General features: G+C 65.4%; 12 protein-coding genes. 5 read left to right on the plus strand and 7 right to left on the minus strand.

The window, feature by feature from the left end; genetic code table 11:
- The first annotated feature begins 103 nt into the window (after positions 1 to 103).
- Positions 104 to 2554: an FAD-dependent oxidoreductase gene (locus ALII_RS0103105; protein WP_024585874.1), complete on the plus strand. Its 2451-nt coding sequence runs from the start codon at positions 104 to 106 to the stop codon at positions 2552 to 2554.
- Between the two features lie 3 nt (positions 2555 to 2557).
- On the opposite strand, the gene ALII_RS0103110 is transcribed toward ALII_RS0103105, so the two are convergent.
- Both ALII_RS0103110 and ALII_RS0103115 read right to left on the minus strand, forming a co-directional pair.
- Complete coding sequence (locus ALII_RS0103110) at positions 2558 to 2848, minus strand: hypothetical protein (protein ID WP_348265974.1); 291 nt, start codon at positions 2846 to 2848, stop codon at positions 2558 to 2560.
- 31 nt (positions 2849 to 2879) lie between these two features.
- A complete protein-coding gene (locus tag ALII_RS0103115; RefSeq protein ID WP_024585876.1) occupies positions 2880 to 3113 on the minus strand; it encodes a hypothetical protein in 234 nt (77 codons plus the stop codon).
- A 107-nt stretch (positions 3114 to 3220) separates the two neighbouring features.
- Between ALII_RS0103115 and otsB the strand changes: the two genes are divergently transcribed.
- Together otsB and otsA are read left to right on the plus strand one after the other, a co-directional pair.
- The gene (otsB, locus tag ALII_RS0103120) at positions 3221 to 3982 is read left to right on the plus strand and encodes a trehalose-phosphatase (protein WP_024585877.1); all 762 of its coding nucleotides are present in this window, start codon (positions 3221 to 3223) and stop codon (positions 3980 to 3982) included.
- Positions 3983 to 4097: 115 nt separating this feature from the next.
- Positions 4098 to 5495 carry an alpha,alpha-trehalose-phosphate synthase (UDP-forming) gene (otsA, locus tag ALII_RS0103125; RefSeq protein ID WP_024585878.1) on the plus strand — a complete coding sequence of 466 codons (1398 nt, stop codon included), beginning with the start codon at positions 4098 to 4100 and terminating at the stop codon, positions 5493 to 5495.
- A gap of 3 nt (positions 5496 to 5498) precedes the next feature.
- Here the strand turns inward: otsA and ALII_RS0103130 are convergent, their stop codons facing one another.
- Complete coding sequence (locus ALII_RS0103130) at positions 5499 to 5681, minus strand: DUF3008 family protein (protein ID WP_024585879.1); 183 nt, start codon at positions 5679 to 5681, stop codon at positions 5499 to 5501.
- Between the two features lie 297 nt (positions 5682 to 5978).
- Here ALII_RS0103130 and ALII_RS0103135 point away from each other — a divergent pair, with 297 nt between their 5' ends.
- Complete coding sequence (locus tag ALII_RS0103135; protein ID WP_024585880.1) at positions 5979 to 7889, plus strand: autotransporter assembly complex family protein; 1911 nt, start codon at positions 5979 to 5981, stop codon at positions 7887 to 7889.
- Positions 7886 to 12481, plus strand: a complete 4596-nt coding sequence (locus ALII_RS0103140) for a translocation/assembly module TamB domain-containing protein (RefSeq protein ID WP_024585881.1) — start codon at positions 7886 to 7888, stop codon at positions 12479 to 12481. Before ALII_RS0103135 ends, ALII_RS0103140 begins: the two co-directional genes overlap by 4 nt.
- Positions 12482 to 12578: 97 nt before the next feature.
- On the opposite strand, the gene ALII_RS22760 is transcribed toward ALII_RS0103140, so the two are convergent.
- The 4 genes from ALII_RS22760 to ALII_RS20950 form a co-directional block, all read right to left on the minus strand.
- Positions 12579 to 12818: a hypothetical protein gene (locus tag ALII_RS22760; RefSeq protein WP_051375755.1), complete on the minus strand. Its 240-nt coding sequence runs from the start codon at positions 12816 to 12818 to the stop codon at positions 12579 to 12581.
- Positions 12819 to 12836: 18 nt separating this feature from the next.
- Positions 12837 to 15500, minus strand: coding sequence for a PAS domain S-box protein (locus tag ALII_RS0103150; protein WP_024585882.1), 2664 nt, complete (start codon positions 15498 to 15500; stop codon positions 12837 to 12839).
- 91 nt (positions 15501 to 15591) lie between these two features.
- Complete coding sequence (locus ALII_RS0103155; RefSeq protein WP_024585883.1) at positions 15592 to 17865, minus strand: acyl-CoA dehydrogenase; 2274 nt, start codon at positions 17863 to 17865, stop codon at positions 15592 to 15594.
- Between the two features lie 73 nt (positions 17866 to 17938).
- The gene (locus ALII_RS20950) at positions 17939 to 19687 is read right to left on the minus strand and encodes a pilus assembly protein (RefSeq protein WP_024585884.1); all 1749 of its coding nucleotides are present in this window, start codon (positions 19685 to 19687) and stop codon (positions 17939 to 17941) included.
- Positions 19688 to 19849 lie beyond the last annotated feature (162 nt).

Raw genomic sequence — 19849 nt, forward strand, 5'->3', positions numbered from 1 at the left:
GCCCTCCCTCCCCCTTGTGGGGAGGGATAAAGGGTGGGGGTTCCCACGCGCAGTCGTCTCGGATTCCCGTCACGCCCGCCCCTCAAACACCAAAGGTCACCGCATGACCGCACTCCCCGCCCGCGCCCGCGCCGTCATCATCGGCGGCGGCATTTCGGGATGCTCCGTCGCCTACCACCTGGCAAAGCTCGGCTGGCGCGACATCGTGCTTCTGGAGCGCAAGCAGCTCACCTCCGGCACGACATGGCACGCTGCCGGCCTCGTCGGCCAACTCCGCGCCTCGCGCAACATGACGCGGCTGGCGAAATATTCCGCGGATCTCTACACAAAACTCGAAGCCGAGACCGGCGTCGCCACCGGCATGCGGCAGGTCGGGTCGATCACCGTCGCCCTCACCGACGAGCGCAGGCAAGAAATCTTCCGCCAGGCCTCGCTTGCCCGCGCCTTCGATGTCGACGTGCGCGAGATTTCGCCTACCGAGGTCAAGGAGATGTACCCGCATCTCAACATCGACGGCGTCAAGGCCGGCGTCCACCTGCCGCTCGACGGCCAGTCCGACCCCGCCAACATCGCCATGGCACTCGCCAAAGGTGCCCGCCAGAACGGCGCGACCATCGCCGAAAACGTCAAGGTCACGGCGGTTCACAGCAAGAACAGCCGCATCTCCGGCGTCTCATGGCAGCAGAACGGCGAAGCCGGCACCATCGAAACCGACATCGTCGTCAACTGCGCGGGCATGTGGGCGCGCGACCTCGGCGCGGCCTCGGGCGTCACGATTCCGCTCCACGCCTGCGAGCATTTCTATCTCATCACCGAACCGATCGCCGGTCTCGGTCGCCTGCCCGTCCTGCGCGTTCCCGACGAGTGCGCCTATTACAAGGAAGACGCCGGCAAGATGATGCTCGGCGCCTTCGAGCCCAAGGCCAAGGCCTGGCCGCCGGTCGGCGGGCGCATCCGCGAAGATTTCTGCTTCGACCAGTTGCAGGAGGATTTCGAACATTTCGAACCGATCCTCGAAATGGGCGTCAACCGCATGCCGATGCTGGGTTCGGCCGGCATCCACACCTTCTTCAATGGCCCTGAAAGCTTCACGCCCGACGATCGCTACTATCTCGGCGAAGCACCCGAACTTGGCGGCTATTGGGTCGCAGCCGGCTACAATTCCATCGGCATCGTCTCGTCGGGCGGCGCGGGCATGGCACTCGCCCAATGGATGAACGACGGCGAGCCGCCCTTCGACCTATGGGAAGTCGACATCCGCCGCGCCCAGCCCTTCCAGAAGAACCGGGCCTATCTGCGCGAGCGCGTCTCCGAAACGCTCGGCCTCCTCTACGCCGACCACTTCCCCTTCCGCCAAATGGAAACCTCGCGCGGCATCCGCCGCTCGCCACTTCACGAGCACCTGAAGGCGCGCGGTGCCGTCTTCGGTGAGGTCGCCGGCTGGGAGCGCGCCAATTGGTTCGCCCGCGAAGGCCAGGAGCGCGAATACCGCTATTCCTGGCAGCGCCAGAACTGGTTCGACAATCAGCGCGAAGAGCATCTGGCCATCCGCAACAATGTCGGCCTGTTCGACATGACCTCCTTCGGCAAGATTCGCGTCGAAGGCCGCGATGCCTGCGCGTTCCTCCAGCGCCTTTGCGGCAACGACATCGACGTCGAACCCGGCCGCATCGTCTATACGCAGATGCTCAACGCGCGCGGCGGCATCGAAAGCGACCTCACCGTCACCCGGCTCTCAGAAACCGCGTTCTTTCTCGTCGTACCCGGCGCGACGCTCCAGCGCGATCTCGCCTGGCTGCGCCGGCACCTTGCCGACGAGTTCGTGATCATCACCGACGTGACCGCCGCCGAAGCGGTTCTGTGCCTCATGGGGCCGCAATCGCGCGCTCTGATCCAGAAAATCAGCCCCAATGACTTCTCCAACGAAGCGAATCCGTTCGGCACGTGCCAGGAGATCGAGATCGGCATGGGCCTCGCCCGTGCTCATCGCGTCACCTATGTCGGCGAACTTGGCTGGGAACTCTACGTCCCGACCGACCAGGCCGCCCACGTCTTCGAGACGATCGAGGCCGCAGGCGCCGATGTCGGCCTGAAGCTTTGCGGCCTCCACACGCTCGACTCCTGCCGCATCGAAAAGGCCTTTCGCCATTTCGGCCACGACATCACCGACGAGGATCATGTTCTCGAAGCCGGCCTCGGCTTCGCGGTGAAGACGGCAAAGGGTGACTTCATCGGCCGCGATGCCGTGCTGCGCACGAAGGAGGCCGGCCTGTCGCGCCGGCTCGTCCAGTTCAAGCTGAACGATCCGCAACCGCTTCTCTTCCACAACGAGGCGATCGTACGGGACGGCGAGATCGTCGGCACGATCACATCCGGCAATTATGGTCACCATCTCGGCGGCGCGATCGGCCTTGGATACGTGCCGTCAAAGGGCGAAACGGCCGACGCCCTGCTGGCCTCGACCTACGAGATCGAGGTGGCGGGCATTCGCCACCCCGCAACCGCCTCACTTAAGCCGATGTACGACCCGGCCTCCGAACGCGTGCGGATGTAGGGGTCAATCGTCGAACAGGAAAATGTCCTGGCCGCACCGATAGACGGGACACTGGTTCGCATCCCGCGTCTGGACCGAGGCGATCACTGGAACGCTCGGATGACTGCAGAACTGGCGCGATGCGACATAGCGATCATAAGTAAACTGGCCGGTCGTCAGCACGACCGCACCATTGTCGACGATCAGTTGCTGCACCTGCGCGCACGACATTGCTCGGCTGTCCGGCCGGCCCTGCGCGCTCGCACCGGCAATCGTCGCCGCCATCAGAATTGCCACCAGCGAGATTCGTTTCACGGCACGTTCCTCCGTCATGTTGCCGATGCGCCTAAAGGAATGCGGCCGCCAGAAAGGCCACGAGCACGACACCGGAAACGATGATCGTCAATCGCCAGCTAAACCCGTTGCTCATTTCCGGTCCAGACCCATAATCGCGCCCGTCGCCCAGCATGATACTCGGGGCATCTGCAGGCGTCAGGCGAACCGTCGGTCCGCCATTTTCGTCATTGCTGATTTCGACGACCTTCGACTGGTCGAGGATATCGCGTTCGAAATAGGTCATCTCATCCCTTGCCCGGCTGCAGCCAGCCCGTTGGTAATCGAATTGTGTTGCCTATATGGCCGGATAACGTCTCCGATCGGGCGCGTGTTCCGCGACTTCAACGAAGGGTGAACATCATTTCCACCAGACCACTGACGATCCGCGACATCCCCTGCCCGCCTGAACGGCTCGCCGTGTTCCTCGATTTCGACGGCACGCTCGCCGACATCGTCGAACATCCCGACGACGTTCACCTGCCCGCGACCACGGCAAAAGCGCTCGCAAAACTCGAAACCCGCACGTCGGGCGCGATCGCGATCGTGACCGGCCGGCCGATCGCGCAGATCGACGCGCTGGTCGATCCGCTCGTCCTGCCGGTCGCCGGCGTCCACGGCATGGCGCGACGCGGCTTCGATGGACGGCTTCATTCGACCCAGCACGACGCCACGCTGTTCGCCGAGATCCAGACGCGCCTGACGCGCCTTCATCTCGAACTTCCCGGCACGATGATCGAGATCAAGCCCGGCTCAATCGCCTTCCACTATCGGCGTCGTCCCGAACTTGCCCCGACGATCGCCGAGACGGTCCACGACCTTCTCGGTGAACTCGAAGGCCTGGACATCCTGCACGGAAAGATGGTCGTCGAGGTCAAGGCCGGTCACGCGCACAAGGGCGATGCCATCCGCGCCTTCATGACGGAGGCACCGTTCGCCGGCCGCGTGCCGCTTTTCGCGGGCGATGACGTCACGGACGAGTTCGGCTTCGCGGCGGTTCGCGACCTGGATGGCATCGCGATCAAGATCGGACCGGGCGAAACGGCCGCCGAGTGGCGTGTCGACGATCCGGACCGCTTCAGGAAATGGCTGGAGTGCCTTGCCGATTCTGCCTAAATTTGCATCGCCATCAGATGTTGCTAAAACCATGCGCAGATTTTCGATGATCGCAATGGATCAAATAGCCGCCCGATGGGTTCGGCCGACGAGTACAGCATAGGAGATTTTGATAGTGGGTAGACTGGTGGTCGTCTCGAACCGGGTCGCGGACCTGACGAAATCGACACAGTCAGGTGGACTTGCGGTCGGCCTTGCCGATGCCCTGAAACGGCGCGGCGGGCTCTGGGTGGGCTGGAGCGGGGAAACGTCAACCGATGCGGACGACGCCGCGCCGGAACTGACGACGGCCGGGAACGTCGCGATGGCGACCATCCCGCTCACCCCGGACGACTACGCCAATTACTATCTCGGCTTCGCCAACTCCGTCCTCTGGCCGCTCTTCCACTACCGGCTCGACCTCGTCGACTTCCATTCCGAATTTCTCGACAGCTACCGGAAGGTGAACCGCCGCTTCGCCGAAGCGCTCCTCCCGCTGCTCAAGCCCGACGACACGATCTGGATTCACGACTACCACCTGATCCCGCTCGCCTCGGAGTTGCGCAAGCGCGGTTGCACGCAGCGGATCGGCTTCTTCCTGCACATCCCCTTCCCGCCGCCGGAGGTCCTCGCGGCGGCGCCGGGCCACAAATGGCTCGCCGACAGTTTCCTCGCCTATGATCTCGTCGGCTTCCAGACCCAGACGGACGTCGCGAATCTAGCCCACTATGCCGAAGACCACATGCAGCTTTCGGCACCGGTCGACGGGCGCATGTCGGGGCCGGCCGGTGATCTGCACCTCGACTGCTTCCCGATCGGCATCGACACGCAAGCCTTCGCCGAGCTCGCCGCTTCGCCCGCCGACGACGTCCAGGTCGACACGATGCGGCGCATGGTGCTCGACCGGAAACAGATCATCGGCGTCGATCGGCTCGACTATTCCAAGGGCCTGCCCGACCGGATGAAGGCGTTCGGGCGTCTGCTCGACCTCTATCCCGAGCACATGAAGAAGGTCACCTTCCTGCAGATCGCCCCGCCGACGCGCGAGGATGTCGACGCCTATGCCGACATCCGCCACGAACTGGAATCGCTGTCGGGCTCCATCAACGGCCGCTTCGCCGATTTCAACTGGACGCCGATCCGCTACATCCACCGCTCCGTCGCGCGCGAAAAGCTCGCCGCGCTCTACCGCGTCAGCCGCGCAGGGCTCGTCACGCCGCTGCGCGACGGCATGAACCTCGTTGCCAAGGAATATGTCGCCGCGCAGAACCCGGACGATCCGGGCGTGCTCATCCTGTCGAAATTCGCGGGCGCGGCGGAGGAACTCGCCGAGGCGTTGATCGTCAACCCCTACGACATCGACGCCATGGCCGCCGCCATCGACCGCGCACTGACCATGCCGATCGAGGAGCGCAAGGAGCGCCATTCGGCGCTCTACAAACGCGTTGCCGAGGGCGATGCGCTCGCCTGGCAGAAGGCCTTTCTCGACGCACTGGAAGCCGCGCCGAACGGCATCACCCTCGACGTCGCCTGACGATCACGATTTCTTGTCGGGCAGTTTCTTGCGCTTGGTCTCGGCGAGGTCTTCGAGTTGTCGCTCGCTCATCGAGTCCGCCATCTGCTTCGATGCGCCCTTCAGCTCCGATTTCTTCGTATCGCCCCGCTTGGCGGAAAGCGCGGCGCCAGCGGCTTTTTGCTGGGCTTTCGACTTGGCAGGCATGAACTTCACTCCTCAGGTCTTTCCGCCTCCAAAGCTATCCGGGCGGCCCGATGTTCCTGACGTTCTGATACGTCCTGTGACCTTCCCGCCACGATGTCGATTGGACAGGGCCGGGGCTAACCGATAGGTTGCATCGGCGCGACTGGTCGCGATTTGTTAGGAATTCATTATCAATATCACGAACTTGGCCTTGGCCTGAGTTGGTGGCGTTGGACGGGCGGATCGCAGGGGGAGCTTCGGTTTTCGCGGTTCGGCAGTCGCAGAGTTCGGGGAGTAGCCGTGTCAGGACAATTCGGGATGCGTCACCGGCTCCTCGTCGCCTCGCTGGCGGTCGCAACGGCGATGTCTCAGGTTTCTACCGCCTCCGCCTTCTTCGGCCTGTTCGGCTCGAGCGATGCCGACGAAGTCGAGGTCATCGGCGAGCCGCAGAACTACACCGCCGAAGTCACCGTGCTCGACGCCGAAACCGCGCTCGAGCGCAAGCTGCGCAATTCCTCGACGCTCTGGAACGACCGCAACGAGCCCGCCTCCGGCGCCGGTGGCCTGCTCGCCAAGGCCCGCGGCGATTATCGCCGCCTCCTTGCTGCGCTCTATACCGAGGGCCGCTATGGCGGCACGATCTCGATCCGCATCGACGGACGGGAAGCCGCCGACATCGCGCCCGATACGCCGCTCGCAAATCCGGCCACCGTCGTCGTCTCGATCGATCCAGGCCCCGAATTCCGCTTCGGCGAAGCCTCCATCATCAACGAGGCCCCGCCTCCGCAAAGCTGGCGCGACGAGGTCGACGATCCGCGCGAAGAAGGCTACGCGCCCGGCGAGGTCGCCCGCTCATCCGTCATCCTGCGCGCCGAGCGCCTGTCGGTCGAAGCCTGGCGCCAGCAGGGCCATGCCAAGGCCGAGGTGGTCGAGCGCCGCGTCGAAGCCGCACATGATGCCGACCTCCTCAATGCCCGCATCACGGTCGAGCCCGGCCGCAAAGCGTTTTACGGCCCGGTTACGGTCCAGGGCACTGAGCGGATGGACCCGGAATTCGTAGCCTTCATGGCCGGCTTGCCGCTCGGGCGCGAATACGACCCCGACGACATCAAGCGCGCCGGCGACCGCCTCGCCCGCCTCGACGTCTTCCGCGCCTCGCGCTTCCAGGAAGCCGAAACGATCGGGCCGGACGGCCTCCTGCCGATCGACCTCATCGTCCAGGAGCGCGAGCTTCGCCGCTTCGGCATCGGCGGCTCCTATTCCACGGTCGATGGCCTCGGCTTCGAGACCTACTGGCTGCACCGAAACCTGTTCGGCCGCGCCGAGCGCCTGCGCTTCGACGCGCGCGTCGCCGGCATCGGCAAGTCGCTCGACAGCGAAGGTTTCGACCCGCGCGACTTCACCTATCGCGTCGGCGCCAGTTTCGAGAAGCCGGGCGTCTTCACGCCCGACACCAACTATTTCGCCTCGCTCTTCGGTACGCGCGAGGTGCTCGACACCTACACCCGCACCGGCATCGATGCGACGTCGGGCTATTCGCACATCTTCACGGAGGAACTGGCCGGCCGCTTCGCCGTCAATGCCGGCCATGCCGAGTTCGAGGACGACGCGTTCGGGACGCGCACATTCACAACCGCCGGCCTTCTCGGCTCGCTCACCTTCGATTCTCGCGACGACGTTCCGAACCCGACACGCGGCTATTTCGCAGAAGCGATGGTCGAGCCGTTCTACGAGTTCCAATACGGCAACGCCGCGTTCCGCTCGACGCTCGAAGGCCGCACCTATTACGGCTTTGGCGCGGAAGACCGGTTCGTTCTCGCCGGTCGCGCCAAGTTCGGCACGCTGGTGGGCCCGTCCATCGGCGAAACCCCGCCGGACAAGCTCTTCTTTGCCGGCGGCGGCGGTTCGGTGCGCGGCTATGCGTTCCGCAATATCGGCGTCGAAGGTCCGGGCGGAGCGGTTATCGGCGGCAAGTCGCTGATCGAAGGCTCGGTCGAGGCGCGCGCGCAGGTCACCGACACGATCGGGCTCGTCGGCTTTGCCGATGCCGGACTGGTCGGCTCGGACTCGGTTCCCGATTTCGGTGAAGACGTGCGCATCGGCGTCGGCGCCGGCCTGCGCTATTTCACCGGGCTCGGGCCCATACGCCTCGATGTCGCGGTTCCGCTCGATCCGAGGCCGGGCGATCCATCCGTCGCCTTCTATGTTGGGATAGGACAGGCGTTTTGATCCGAATTCTCGTCGCCCTCGCATGTCTGATCTTCGCCGTTCCCGCCAGCGCGCAGGAAACGGAAGCGGAGACGCGCTCGCTTTTCACCAATTTCATCCAGAACCAGCTTTCGACGCCCAACCGCCAGATCCAGATCAGCGGTATCCAGGGCGCACTGTCGTCGAATGCCCGTATCGGCTCGATCACGGTTGCCGATCGCGAGGGCGTGTGGATGCGCATCACCAATGCGTCGATCGACTGGAGCCGCTCGGCGCTGCTCCTGCGCCAGCGGCTCGAAATCTCCTCGCTTCGCGCCGAACGGATCGACGTGATCCGCCAGCCCGTCCCCGAAGAAGGCATGCCGGCGCCCGAATCCTCCGGCTTCGCGGTTCCCGAACTGCCCGTCGCGATCAATCTCGAAAGCCTCGAAATTCCTGTTGCGACCTTCGGTCCGACCGTCTTCGGGCTCGAATCCGAACTTTCGCTCACCGGTCGCCTGCGGCTTGAAGACGGCGCGATCGACACCGCGCTGGACGTCACGCGCCTCGATGGCCCCGGCGGTCAGCTCGGGCTCTCCTTCGTCTATTCCAACACGACCGAAGTGGTCGATCTCGACCTGTCGCTCAGCGAGCCGGAAAACGGCATCGTCGCCAACGTCCTGAACATCGAGGGTCGCCCCCCGGTCGCGCTGACGCTTTCGGGCAATGGCGAGCTCGACAATCTCGACGTCCAGCTCGCGCTCGATGCCGACAGCGAGCGCATCCTCACCGGCATCGCCATGCTGCGCGAGGGTCGCGGCGGCCGCGGTTTCTCCACCCGCCTGTCGGGGCCGATCGCACAGCTCATTCCCGCGCAGTTCCGCGACTTCTTCGGCGCCGAGACCTCGCTCGAAGCGCAAGGCTTCATTCGCGACGAAGGCGGCTTCCGCCTCGATGCGCTCGACCTCGAAAGCGCGGCGCTGACGCTATCGGCCTCCGCCGAGACGACCGCCGACAGCTTCCTGCGCCGGCTTGCCATCGACGCCTCCGTCGAGGACCCGAGCGGGGACGTCGTCGTCCTCCCCGTCCCCGGTGGCGATACGACCGTCCAGCGCGCGGCGCTCACGCTTTCCTATGGCGGGGGTGCGGATGATGACTGGTCCGGTTCGCTCGATATTCGCGGCCTCGATACGGCGGGCTTTGCGGCCGAGACGATGGAACTCGACCTGTCCGGCCTCGCGCAGAACCTCGACCAGCCGAACGACCGGCGCATCACCTTCGACCTGTCCGGTGCGATCGACGGCGTCACGTCGCCCGACGAGGAAATCGCCCAGGCGCTCGGAACGCGCATCGACCTGACTTCGTCCGGCGAGTGGGCGAGTTCGCAGCCGCTCGTCCTGTCGGATACGCAGATCGAGGCCGAGGCGCTGATCCTGCGCCTTGCCGGCACGGTCGCCGAATATGTCTTCGACGGCGATATCGGGGTCGAAACGTCGAGCCTCGCCCCCTTCTCCGGCCTTGCCGGCCGCGACCTTTCCGGCGCGCTGGCGCTCAATGCGCGGGGCAGCGTCGCGCCGATCTCCGGCGGCTTCAACCTGACGCTCGACGGCACGATCGACGAATTGCGCATCGACCAAGAAGCCGCCGACAATCTGATGGGCGGGCGCACCACGATTGCAGGACGCATCGAACGCGGGGCGAACGGCCTCGTGACCGAAAACCTGCGCGTCGAGAACCAGCAGTTCAACCTCCTCGCCGACGGCACCTATGCGACGGGCGCGGCCGATTTCGACTTCCGTTTCGGCTTGACCGACCTCGCGCTCGTCTCGCCTGAGGCGTCCGGCGCGCTGACCGCCGAAGGCCGCGCGGCAGGCAGCGACGGGCTGATCAACCTGACGACGTCCGTCACGGTTCCCTCCGGCCGGCTTGCCGACAAGCAGTTGCGCGACGCCGCCATCGCCTTCGAAGGCACGCTCGAGGAAAGCGACCTCGAAGGCACCCTTGCGGGCAGCGCGTTCCTCGACGGCGTCCGTGTCGACCTGTCCTCCGCCATCGCGCTGGTCGAGGAAGAACGGCGCCTGACCGACCTCGTCTTCACCGCCGGCGGCGCGCGCCTGACGGGCTCCGTCGTGCAGGATTCGGCCGGGCTTCTCACCGGCTCGCTCGACATCGATGCCGCCGACATTTCCACGCTCGCAGCACTTGCGCTTCAGGAAGCATCCGGCGCCGTTCAGGCGTCCGTCGGGCTCGAACCCGTCGAAAACGAACAGCGCGCGACGCTCGAAGGCACGATCGACGACTTCACGCTCGGCGAAACGCGCATCGAAGCCGCCGAAATTCAGGCCGCGATCGACGATCTCTTCGGCGTCCCGCGCATCGACGGCTCGGTCGACGCGAGCGGCATTTCGGCCGGCGGGGTCGAGGTGACGACGCTTCAGGCCAATGCCAACCGGCAGGGCGAGACCACCGACTTCTCCGCCAATGCACGCCTCGACAATGGCACGACGGCCGCTGCCGAAGGTTCGCTGACGCCCGAAGGCGAAGGCTTCCGCCTCGCCCTGACGCGCATCGATCTTGCGCAGGGCAACCTTGCCGCACGTCTGCGCCAGCCTGCGAGCCTCTCGGTCATCGGCGAGACCATCACCATCGACGCGCTCGCGCTCGATGTCGGCGGCGGCAGCATCGACGCCACCGGCCGCATCGCGGAACAGATCGATCTCGACGTGACGATCGCCGCCCTGCCCCTGTCGATCGCCAACACCGTCCGCCCCGATCTCGAACTCGGCGGCACGATCGACGGCACGGCGCGCGTCACCGGCCCGCGCAGTCAGCCGGACGTGGCCTTCGACATTCGCGGCAACGCCTTGCAGGCCGCAGCCCTGCGCGATGCGGGCCTCTCCTCGCTCGGCGTGACGGCGCGCGGCACGACATCCGGCGAACGACTCAACATCGACGCGCGCGCAACGAGCCCCGAAGGGCTCGACGCAACCGTTCGCGGCTCCGCACCGCTGGGCGACGGCCAGCTTGCGCTCGACGTGACCCTCGCCGCCTTCCCGCTCGGCATCCTGAACACGGTCGTTCCCGACCAGAATCTCGGCGGCAACCTCTCGGGCACCGCGCGCGTCACCGGCACCACGTCCGACCCACAGGCCGCGTTCAATCTGAGCGCTTCGGGCCTGTCAGCCGCGCCGCTCAGCGATGCCGGCATCGGCGCGCTCAACGCCACCGCCGCCGGCAATTTCGCCAATCAGACGGTCACCCTCTCCTCGGTCAACGTCTCCGGCAATCAGGGCCTGTCGCTCTCGGCCAGCGGCGCCGTCCCGCTTCAGGGCGCGGGGCTCGCCGTGAACCTCTCGGGCGAAGCGCCGCTCTCGCTCGCCAACCGCTTCCTGATCGATCGCGGCACCCAGCTCGTCGGCACGGTCGGCCTGCAGGGTCAGGTCACCGGCTCGATATCCGATCCACAGATTCGCGGCACGGTCTCGACGCAAGGGGCGCAGATCGTCGATCCGGAAACCAACATCTCGCTGCGCGGCATCAACGTCTCGGCCAGCATCGACGGCCAGACGATCACGATCCAGTCGGCCAATGCGACGCTCGGCGCCGGCGGCACGATCACGGCGGGCGGCACGATCTCGCTCGGCGAGGGCCTTCCCGCCAATATCAACATCGCGCTCAATCAGGCCCGCTACAATGATGGCGACCTGATCGCCGCGACCGTCTCGGGCAACCTCGCCTTCACCGGCCCCCTTGCCGCCGATGCGCGCCTGTCGGGAACGGTCAATATCGAGCGGGCCGAAATCTCCGTCCCCGAGAACCTGGGCGGCGGCGCGGCCGGCATCGACGTCATCCACCGCAACCCGCCGCCCGGCGTCGCCGCGACGCTGCAGCGCGCCCGGGCCAATGACGGGACGCCTGTCCCCACCTCGCGGCCAAGCGTCATCCAGCTCGACGTGACGGTCAACGCGCCGAACCAGATCTTCGTGCGCGGTCGCGGGCTCGACGCGGAGCTTGGCGGCAGCGTGCGGGTGCTGGGCCCGGTCACCAATGTCCAGCCGGTCGGCGCTTTCGAGCTGATTCGCGGTCGTCTCGGAATTCTCGGTCAGCGCATCGAATTCGAGGAAGGCACGATCACGCTGGTCGGCGATCTCGATCCGGTGCTGAACTTTGTCGCCAGCTCCGAGAGCGACGGGACGACCGTGTTCATCACCGTCTCCGGCCGCGTCTCGGCCCTCGACATCTCCTTCTCCTCCTCCCCGCAACTGCCGGAAGATGAGGTACTTGCGCGGCTGATCTTCAACCGATCCCTTAACGAACTCTCCGCCTTCCAGATCGCGCAACTCGCCGCCGCCGCAGCAGAACTTGCCGGCGGCGGGAACTCGTCGCTGCTCGGCAGCCTGCGCAGCGCGACCGGGCTCGACGATCTCGACATCGTCACCGACAGCGAAGGCAACGCCGCGGTCCGCGCCGGACGCTACATCCAGGACAACATCTATCTGGGCGTCGAAGCGGGCGCCGGGGGGACAGCGCGGGGGACGATCAATCTCGACATCACCGACGAATTGAAGGCGCGCGGGGCGGTTGGGTCGGATGGGGATTCGAGCCTCGGCGTGTTCTTCGAACGCGATTATTAGGCTCCGGAACGCGAAAAAGGCGGCTGAAAGGCCGCCTTTTTGAGCTCAAAGTCCGCGATTTTGAGCGAAAGCCAGCTCGTTTCGAGCGGTTTTCAGCTCATTTCTTGCCCGATTTTTCCTTTTTGGGCGCGCCCGTGATGCTCGATCCGGTTGCGGAGACGGGGTCGCTCGCGGGGAACGTGTCCTCCAGACCCTCCTGCAATTCCTCTTCCTGACGCTTCTTCTCGGCGTCCTTTTCAATGTCGAGATGACGCTTCTTTTCGTTTTCCGGCATGGGAGCCTCCTGTTGGAATTCGTCGCTCCCAAAACGCGCCCGCCCCGGCGGTGGTTGCAGCATTGCTGAAATATCGACGCGTCAGACGACGACGCCGATTTCATCGAGCGGGGCGCTGATGGTGCAGCGCAGGCCATCGGGGCGGAAGTCGAGGCGGACATCGCCGCCCAGTTCTCCGGCAAGGCTGCGGCCGACGAGGCGCGAGCCGAAACCCTGGCGCGTCGGCTGGACGACCGGCGGCCCGTCCTGTTCGCTCCAGAGAAGCGCGAACCGGCCGTCGGCGCGGTCGACGGTCCATTCGATCCGGACCGAACCTTCGGCGGTCGACAAGGCGCCGTATTTGACCGCGTTGGTGGCGAGTTCGTGCAGCGCCATTGCAAGCGCCAGGGCCGACTTCGTCGAACAGCGCACGTCGGGGCCGTTCGAACGGATGCGCGGCGTGTCCTTCTGGACAAAGGGCAGGATCGCCTGCGCCACGATCTCCGCCAACGGTGCCCCCTCCCAGCTTTCGCGGGTCAGGACGTTGTGAGCGTTGGACAGTGCGATGAGGCGCGATTCGAACGTGGCGCGCAGGTCGCGGGCGACGTCGTGGCCGCGAAAGGTCTGCGAGGCGATCGACTGGACGGTCGCCAGCGTGTTCTTCACGCGGTGGTTCAGTTCGTTGATCAGCAGGCTGCGGCGCTCCTCGGCGCGCTTGCGCTCGGTCAGGTCGAAATTGACCCCCACCATGCGTTCCAGCCGCCCGCTCGCATCGCGCATCGCGATCGCGCGCGAGCCCATCCATCTGATTTCACCGGTATCGGGCCGCTGGATTCGGAAATCCACCTCGACCATCCGACCGCCCGGTCCGTCGAGCTCCGCCGCATCGGCAATGCCCATGAAGTCGTCGCCGATGGTCAATTCCCGGAAGGATGCGAGCGAAGGCTCAAAACTTTCCGGCGAGACGCCGAACAGCCGGAACTGCGCATCGTCCCAGATCATCGTATCGGTCTGCGCGTTCCACTCCCAGACGCCCATCTGGCCGGCCGAAAGCGCCAGATCCTTGCGCAGCGATATCTCGCGCAATTCCTGTTCGGCCGCCTGACGGGCGGTGTCGTCGCGGATGGTCAGGACGTTGCCGATGGTCTCGCCATTCGGCCCGAAAACCGGCTTGGCGCTGCCGATCGCCAGGATTTCGACATCGTCAGGACGGCGAATGCGCCAGCGCGCCTCGATGACGCTCTCGCCGTTCAGAACCGCACGCGCCAGCGGCAGTTCGTGCGAGGGATAGGGCTCGCCATTCTCGCGGAAGAGCTGGAACCGTGTGGCGTATTCGTCGGGCGAGATGTCGAGATGGGCGACGCCATGGATTTCGGCGGCGGAACGGTTGATGAAGGTGATGCGCCCCTTGGGATCGGTGACGATGACGCCTTCGCTCAACTGGCCGAGAAGCGCCGCCTGTTCGGCAGCGATGAGTTCCGCGCGCCGGCGTGCCTCGGACGTCGCCTCATGCGCCTCGCGCTCCTCCGTCCGGTCCCGAAGTATCTTGAGGAAGCCGCCACCGCCGCCGCCAACCAGCGGCACGATCGCGCCCGAACCCCAGAAGCGGGTTCCGTCCTTGCGCACGTGCCAGCGCTCGTTGGAGGCACGGCCGGTCGCGCGCGACAGGGCGCGCTCTTTCTGCGGAAGCTCGTTCGCCAGATCCTCCTCGGTGAAGAAGATCGTCGCGTCCATGCCGAGGATTTCGTCTTCCGTATAGCCCAGAAGGCGCTCGGCGCCGCTGTTCCAGGACAAGACCTGCCCGGAATCATTGATCAGGATGATCGCGTATTCGACCGCGCTGTCGAGGATGAGGCGCGAGCGCTCGCGGCTGCGCACGAGTTCCTGCTCCGCTTCGCGCGCTTCGGTCACGTCCCGGACGACGGCGAAGAAGCCGGTCACGCTGCCGTCTTCGCCGCGATGCGGGACATATTCCGATTCGATGTGGCGCATGCGCCCATCCGTCTGGGGGATCGCGGTGGCGAAGGAGACCTGACGCCCGGCAAGAGCGGCTTCGGCATGTTCGCGCATGTCGGCAAAGGCGCGTTTGCCGAGCACTTCGGCAATGGTCTTTCCGATCACCTGATCATCTGGACTGGCGACGCCACGACGATGTGCATCGTTGCGGAAGGTGTAGCGCATCTGGGTGTCGATGAAGGCGACCATCTGCGGCAGGCCGTTCGCCAACTGGCGGACCTGATCGACGAGGCGCAACGAGGCCACGGGCGAGCGCGCCGTCGTTGCCGGTTCCGCGAGCAACGTCACCAGGATGCCGGCGACCGGCACGTTTCCATCGCCGATCGGCGTGGCCGTCGCTGCGAACTGCCGTGGAACCATGCCCGTCACATCGACGACGTCGCGCTCGAAAGTCAGGGTGGCGGCAGAAGCGGTCTCGCGGACGCGGTCGGCCAGTTCGCGCAGGGGACGTTCGATTTGCGGATCGAGCGCATCGAGCGTCACGCCGCGATGGGTCGGATAGAGGCTCTGGTCGATGAGCGGCGTCGCCGCGTCATTGTAGACGAGGCGAAGATCCGTGCCCCAGAGAATGAACGCAGGCGCGTTCATCGTCAGGACGATGTCGCTTGCCGCGACGAGCGCGGGCGGCCATTCGGACCGCGCGCCGAGCGCCGTCAGGTTCCAGTCGAAGACGCCTGCGCCCAGCGGACGGTGAATTGCCGTCGCCAAACCCTGCCGCCCTTCGTCAGTCTCGCCCTCTCGCGCCGACACGCATATCCCCTCGATGGCCTTGCGGCTGCCCCAGCCCGTATTTCTTGGTCGTCGGTTTTGACGCTGGTGTCAACGTTATCCCCGATACCGGTCATTCGGCCGCTTCGCGCGGCAATTCCTTCCTTTCGCCGGGCCGATGCTGGTCGGCAAGCGGCGAAATTTCGGCCATCGGGAAGGCATCGACGGCGACCACGCGCGCCACCGCCTCGCGCGCCTCGACCAGACGGCGATGCTCGTCGGCGGATATGAGACCCGTTTCGACCGCCCGTTCGACCTCGCGCATGTTCGCATCGCGAAGCTTCTTTTCGATCGGTGCAACGCCGGCACGAAGATCGAATGCGCGCTCCAGGTCCTTCAAGGCGTGGTCTTCATGACCTTCACCGAGATAGAGATCCGGCGCCAGCCGATCACGCTGCGAGCCGGGCTCCATCAGCATTTCCGCGACGCGGGTGCGCGCGGCATCGCTCGGTTCGGGGTTTGGAACGCCGAGCGGGAACGCAATGGCGCGAACGAGCCAGGCCGCCCATCGTGCCGGAAGGTTGGCGAGGACGCCCTTGAAGGCGACGCCCATGCGCTGGCGGCCGCGCATCATGATGAAATCGACGAGCGGCCTGTCGGCCTCCTGTCTCCCTTCGTCCTCGAAGCGCTTCAAGACGGCGGCGCCGAGATAGATTTCCGCCAGAATGTCGCCCAGCCGCGCGGACAGCATCTCCTTGCGCTTCAGCGCACCGCCAAGCGTCAGCAAGGCAAGGTCGGACAGGAGCGCGAAGGCGGCGGCATAGCGGGAAAGCTGGCGCCAGTGACCGGAAAGCGCAGCCTTGCGCGGCGCCGGGGCGACGAGCCCGCCCGTCCAGCCGCGAACGAAGGCCTTGAGCGCGTTCAGCGCCGAATGTCCGGCATGGCGCCAGAACTGACGGTCGAACTCTTCCAGACCGCGCGCGTCGTCCCCGTCGGACAGGGCCAGAAGCTCCTTCAGCATATAGGGATGCGAACGGATGGCGCCCTGCCCGAAGATCATCAGATTGCGGGTCAGGATGTTGGCGCCCTCGACCGTGATGCCGATGGGCACGGACCGGTATTGCGGCCCCAGATAGTTCTTCGGCCCCTCGATGATGGCCTTGCCGCCATGAATGTCCATCGCATGCTCGATGGAACGGCGCATGCGGTCGGTCGCGTGAAACTTCATGATCGCGGAGATGACGGAAGGCTTGTGATCCTCGTCGAGCGCCGCGACCGTCAGGCGCCGCGCGGCGTCGATCTGATAGGCATTCGCGGCGATCTCGGCCATCGGCTCCTGGATGCCTTCGAACTTGCCGATCGGCACGTTGAACTGCGTGCGCACGCGCGCATAGGCGCCGGTGGCGCGGGCGCACATGGCGGCGGAGGCCGCAGACTGCGACGGCAGCGAAATGCCGCGACCGGCCGCTAGCGCCGTCATCAGCATCTTCCAGCCCTGACCGACGCGCTCGGGACCACCCAGCACCCATTCGAGCGGGATGAACACGTCCCTGCCGGAGAGAGGCCCGTTCTGGAACCAGGTGAAGAGCGGGACATGGCGATCACCATGGGTGACGCCGGGCGTCGAGGTCGGCAGGAGCGCGACGGTGATGCCCCGGTCCGTGCCGCCGCCAAGATGGTTGTCGGGATCGGACAGCTTGAAGGCGAGGCCCATGACAGTCGCGACGGGGCCCAGCGTGATGTAGCGCTTTTCGAAATTCAGACGGATGCCGAGGACGCGCTCGCCTTCGTGATCGCCATATTCGACGATGCCGGTGTCGGTCATGGCGGCGGCATCGGAGCCCGCCTGCGCGGAGGTCAGCCCGAAGCAGGGAATCTCGCGGCCGTCGGCAAGGCGCGGCAGCCAGTAATCGCGCTGCTCGTCAGTACCGAAGTGCATCAGGAGTTCGCCCGGGCCGAGCGAGTTCGGCACCATGACCGTGACGCCAGCCGTCACGCTCGCCGAAGATATCGTCCTGACGACCTCGGAATGGGCGGTGTTGGAAAAGCCGAGCCCGCCAAAGCGCTTCGGAATGATCATCCCGAAGAACTTCTTCTCGCGCAGGAAATCCCAGACGTGCTTCGGCAGGTCGCGGTCTTCCCAGACGAGCTTCCAGTCGTCGACCATGGCGCACAATTGCCGCACCGGCCCTTCCATGAAGGCCTGCTCCTCGGCGGAGAGGCTGGCAGGCTTCATTTCGAGAAGCTGGCCCCAGTCAGGCGTGCCGGAGAAAATCTCGCCGTCCCACCAGACCGTTCCGGCATCGATCGCATCGCGCTCGGTTTCCGAAATGGGCGGCATGACGCCCTTGGCCCAGCCGAAAATGGGCTTCGAAATGCGGTCGCGGCGAAACTCGCGGATCGTCATGGCACTCCCCCGGATCAAGCGATGCGTTGAACCTGATGGAATGCGCGGGCGGGCTGATCGTTCCGGCCGGGCCTCAATGCGTCAGGTGCAGCGCCGCGACCGCGCGGCCGATATCCGAGAAGGCCTTTTCCAGAGCGGCCGTGTTGCTGGCCATGTGGAAATTGTCCTTCTTGGTCGCGCAGTTCTCGAACAGGGTCTTAACGGCCGCGTTCGTGGTGTTGTAGAGGACCGTGAAGACCTCCACGCCCTGGGCCTTCATCTGGGTGCACATCGAACCCGTCCAGGTGTTCAGCGTCTTTTCCGCCTCGCCCTGGCTGGTCTTGCCGTCGATGCGGCTGGCGGCATTGTTCATGCCCTTGGCGCCGAGGAAGCCGTAGGAGCCGTAGTCGGACTTGTTGATCGTGTTGCTGGAACCGAATGACACGTTGGTGCCGTCGGTCATCAGGACCAGGAACTTCGAGACGCTGTCGGTGCCGAAGGGCGCGGCCTGCGTGTAGGGCGCTTCGGGCGACAGGACGCGCCAGCCCCAGGCTAGGCCTTCGGAAATATTGGTGCCCGACCCGTTCCAGAACTGCATCGCGTCGATGCCGGTGCGCACCTTTGCCATGTCGTCCGTCAACGGCACGATCGGCGTCGGGCAGGCGCGATTCGGGCCGATGGTCAGGTTGTGGGTGTCCTTGACCGACTTGCCCGGCAGATTGTTGACGACCCCGTCGATCGAATACTTGACCGTGGAACGCTGGATGTCGGTGCGGCCGGCATTCGTGTTGATGTCGAAGCCCTGGGTCTTGTGGTCGAGCCAGGCATTGTTGAAGTTCGCACCGTCATTGCCGCCGGTGGTCTGGCGCGCTCTCGGCTCGCTCGGGGCAAAATAGGGCACGAACAGCGTATCGGGCTTCGACGGATCGGGCGGTGTCAGGTCGAAATTGTAGGGAACGGGACGTGCCTCGACGCAGCCCTTCCACTCCGTCTTCGACTGGCGGAACAGTTCCCAGTGATGCGGGTACTTCTTCACATTGGCGCACATGGCGCGCATGTCCTTGGCGGCTTGCGAGGTGCCGGTTATCGAGCAGCCGGCGCTGTCATAATGGGCCCATTTCGCCATGATCGCGTTGCGCTGGGCGTCGGTCAGGTCGGCGCGGCGCTGGACGGCGTTCAAGGTCGGGCGCGCGTTGCGCATCGTGTCGTCGATGAAGTTCCAGCCATTGTAGACGGCCACGCCGGTCTTATCGATCCAGGCTTCGTCGAAGCCCTCGCCATTGATGTTGACCGCCGTCACGAAGGGAACCAGGCCGACGCGGACTTCCTGGCGCGGGTCGCCCTCGCTTTCGACAGCGTCGAGCAATGCCTTGGAGGCCTTCTTCAGGGCGTCGATGCCGCCCTGGCCCATCGAGCCGGTGTTGTCGAGGACCATGGCGATCTCGAGGGTCTTGGTCGAGCGGAACGAGGTGGCGGAGACCGTCACGCCGTCCGTGCCAATCCGGTTCATCAGGAACAGGCGGACCTTGGCATCGACGCGGCCGGTGACCTCCACATAGTTCAGCCCCTCGCGCGTCGACAGGTCGGTGACGGCGGAGCTGATGGTCGAGCCGGTGATCTGGCTCGAGATGAAATCGTCAAACAGGCGCTCGCGTTCGGCATCGGACGCGTTCTCTCGCGAGGCTGCCAGAACGGCGCTGTCGGCGATGTTCTGCAGGCGCGCTTTCGCGTTGATGATGTTGGCGGTGTCGACCGCCAGGCCGACGCCGGCGAGCAAGGCCGGAAGCAGCACTGCTGTCATGATGCCGAAATTGCCGGCTTTGGAATGCCAGAACCTGAACATGGACTTTCCCCGCTTTCGTGCGCCGACCCTGGCCCAACAAGATTAACGGAGTGGATAGGCGCGCGCGGGCGTTGCGGATTGGGTTAAGGCCGGCCTAACGGCAGGCGCAGAATTGAAGGATCGGTGAATTTCGCCGCGGCGGGGATCGACATCGGCCGTGCC

This window comes from Aliihoeflea sp. 2WW, assembly GCF_000497755.1.
Taxonomy (GTDB): Bacteria; Pseudomonadota; Alphaproteobacteria; order Rhizobiales; family Rhizobiaceae; genus Aliihoeflea.

Coding starts and splice junctions, on each gene's coding strand:
- ALII_RS20950 (WP_024585884.1), bottom strand. CDS start 19,687: ATGTTCAGGTTCTGGCATTCCAAAGCCGGCAATTTCGGCATCATGACA.
- ALII_RS22760 (WP_051375755.1), bottom strand. CDS start 12,818: ATGCTGCAACCACCGCCGGGGCGGGCGCGTTTTGGGAGCGACGAATTC.
- ALII_RS0103155 (WP_024585883.1), bottom strand. CDS start 17,865: ATGACGATCCGCGAGTTTCGCCGCGACCGCATTTCGAAGCCCATTTTC.
- ALII_RS0103135 (WP_024585880.1), top strand. CDS start 5,979: ATGCGTCACCGGCTCCTCGTCGCCTCGCTGGCGGTCGCAACGGCGATG.
- ALII_RS0103105 (WP_024585874.1), top strand. CDS start 104: ATGACCGCACTCCCCGCCCGCGCCCGCGCCGTCATCATCGGCGGCGGC.
- ALII_RS0103130 (WP_024585879.1), bottom strand. CDS start 5,681: ATGCCTGCCAAGTCGAAAGCCCAGCAAAAAGCCGCTGGCGCCGCGCTT.
- ALII_RS0103115 (WP_024585876.1), bottom strand. CDS start 3,113: ATGACCTATTTCGAACGCGATATCCTCGACCAGTCGAAGGTCGTCGAA.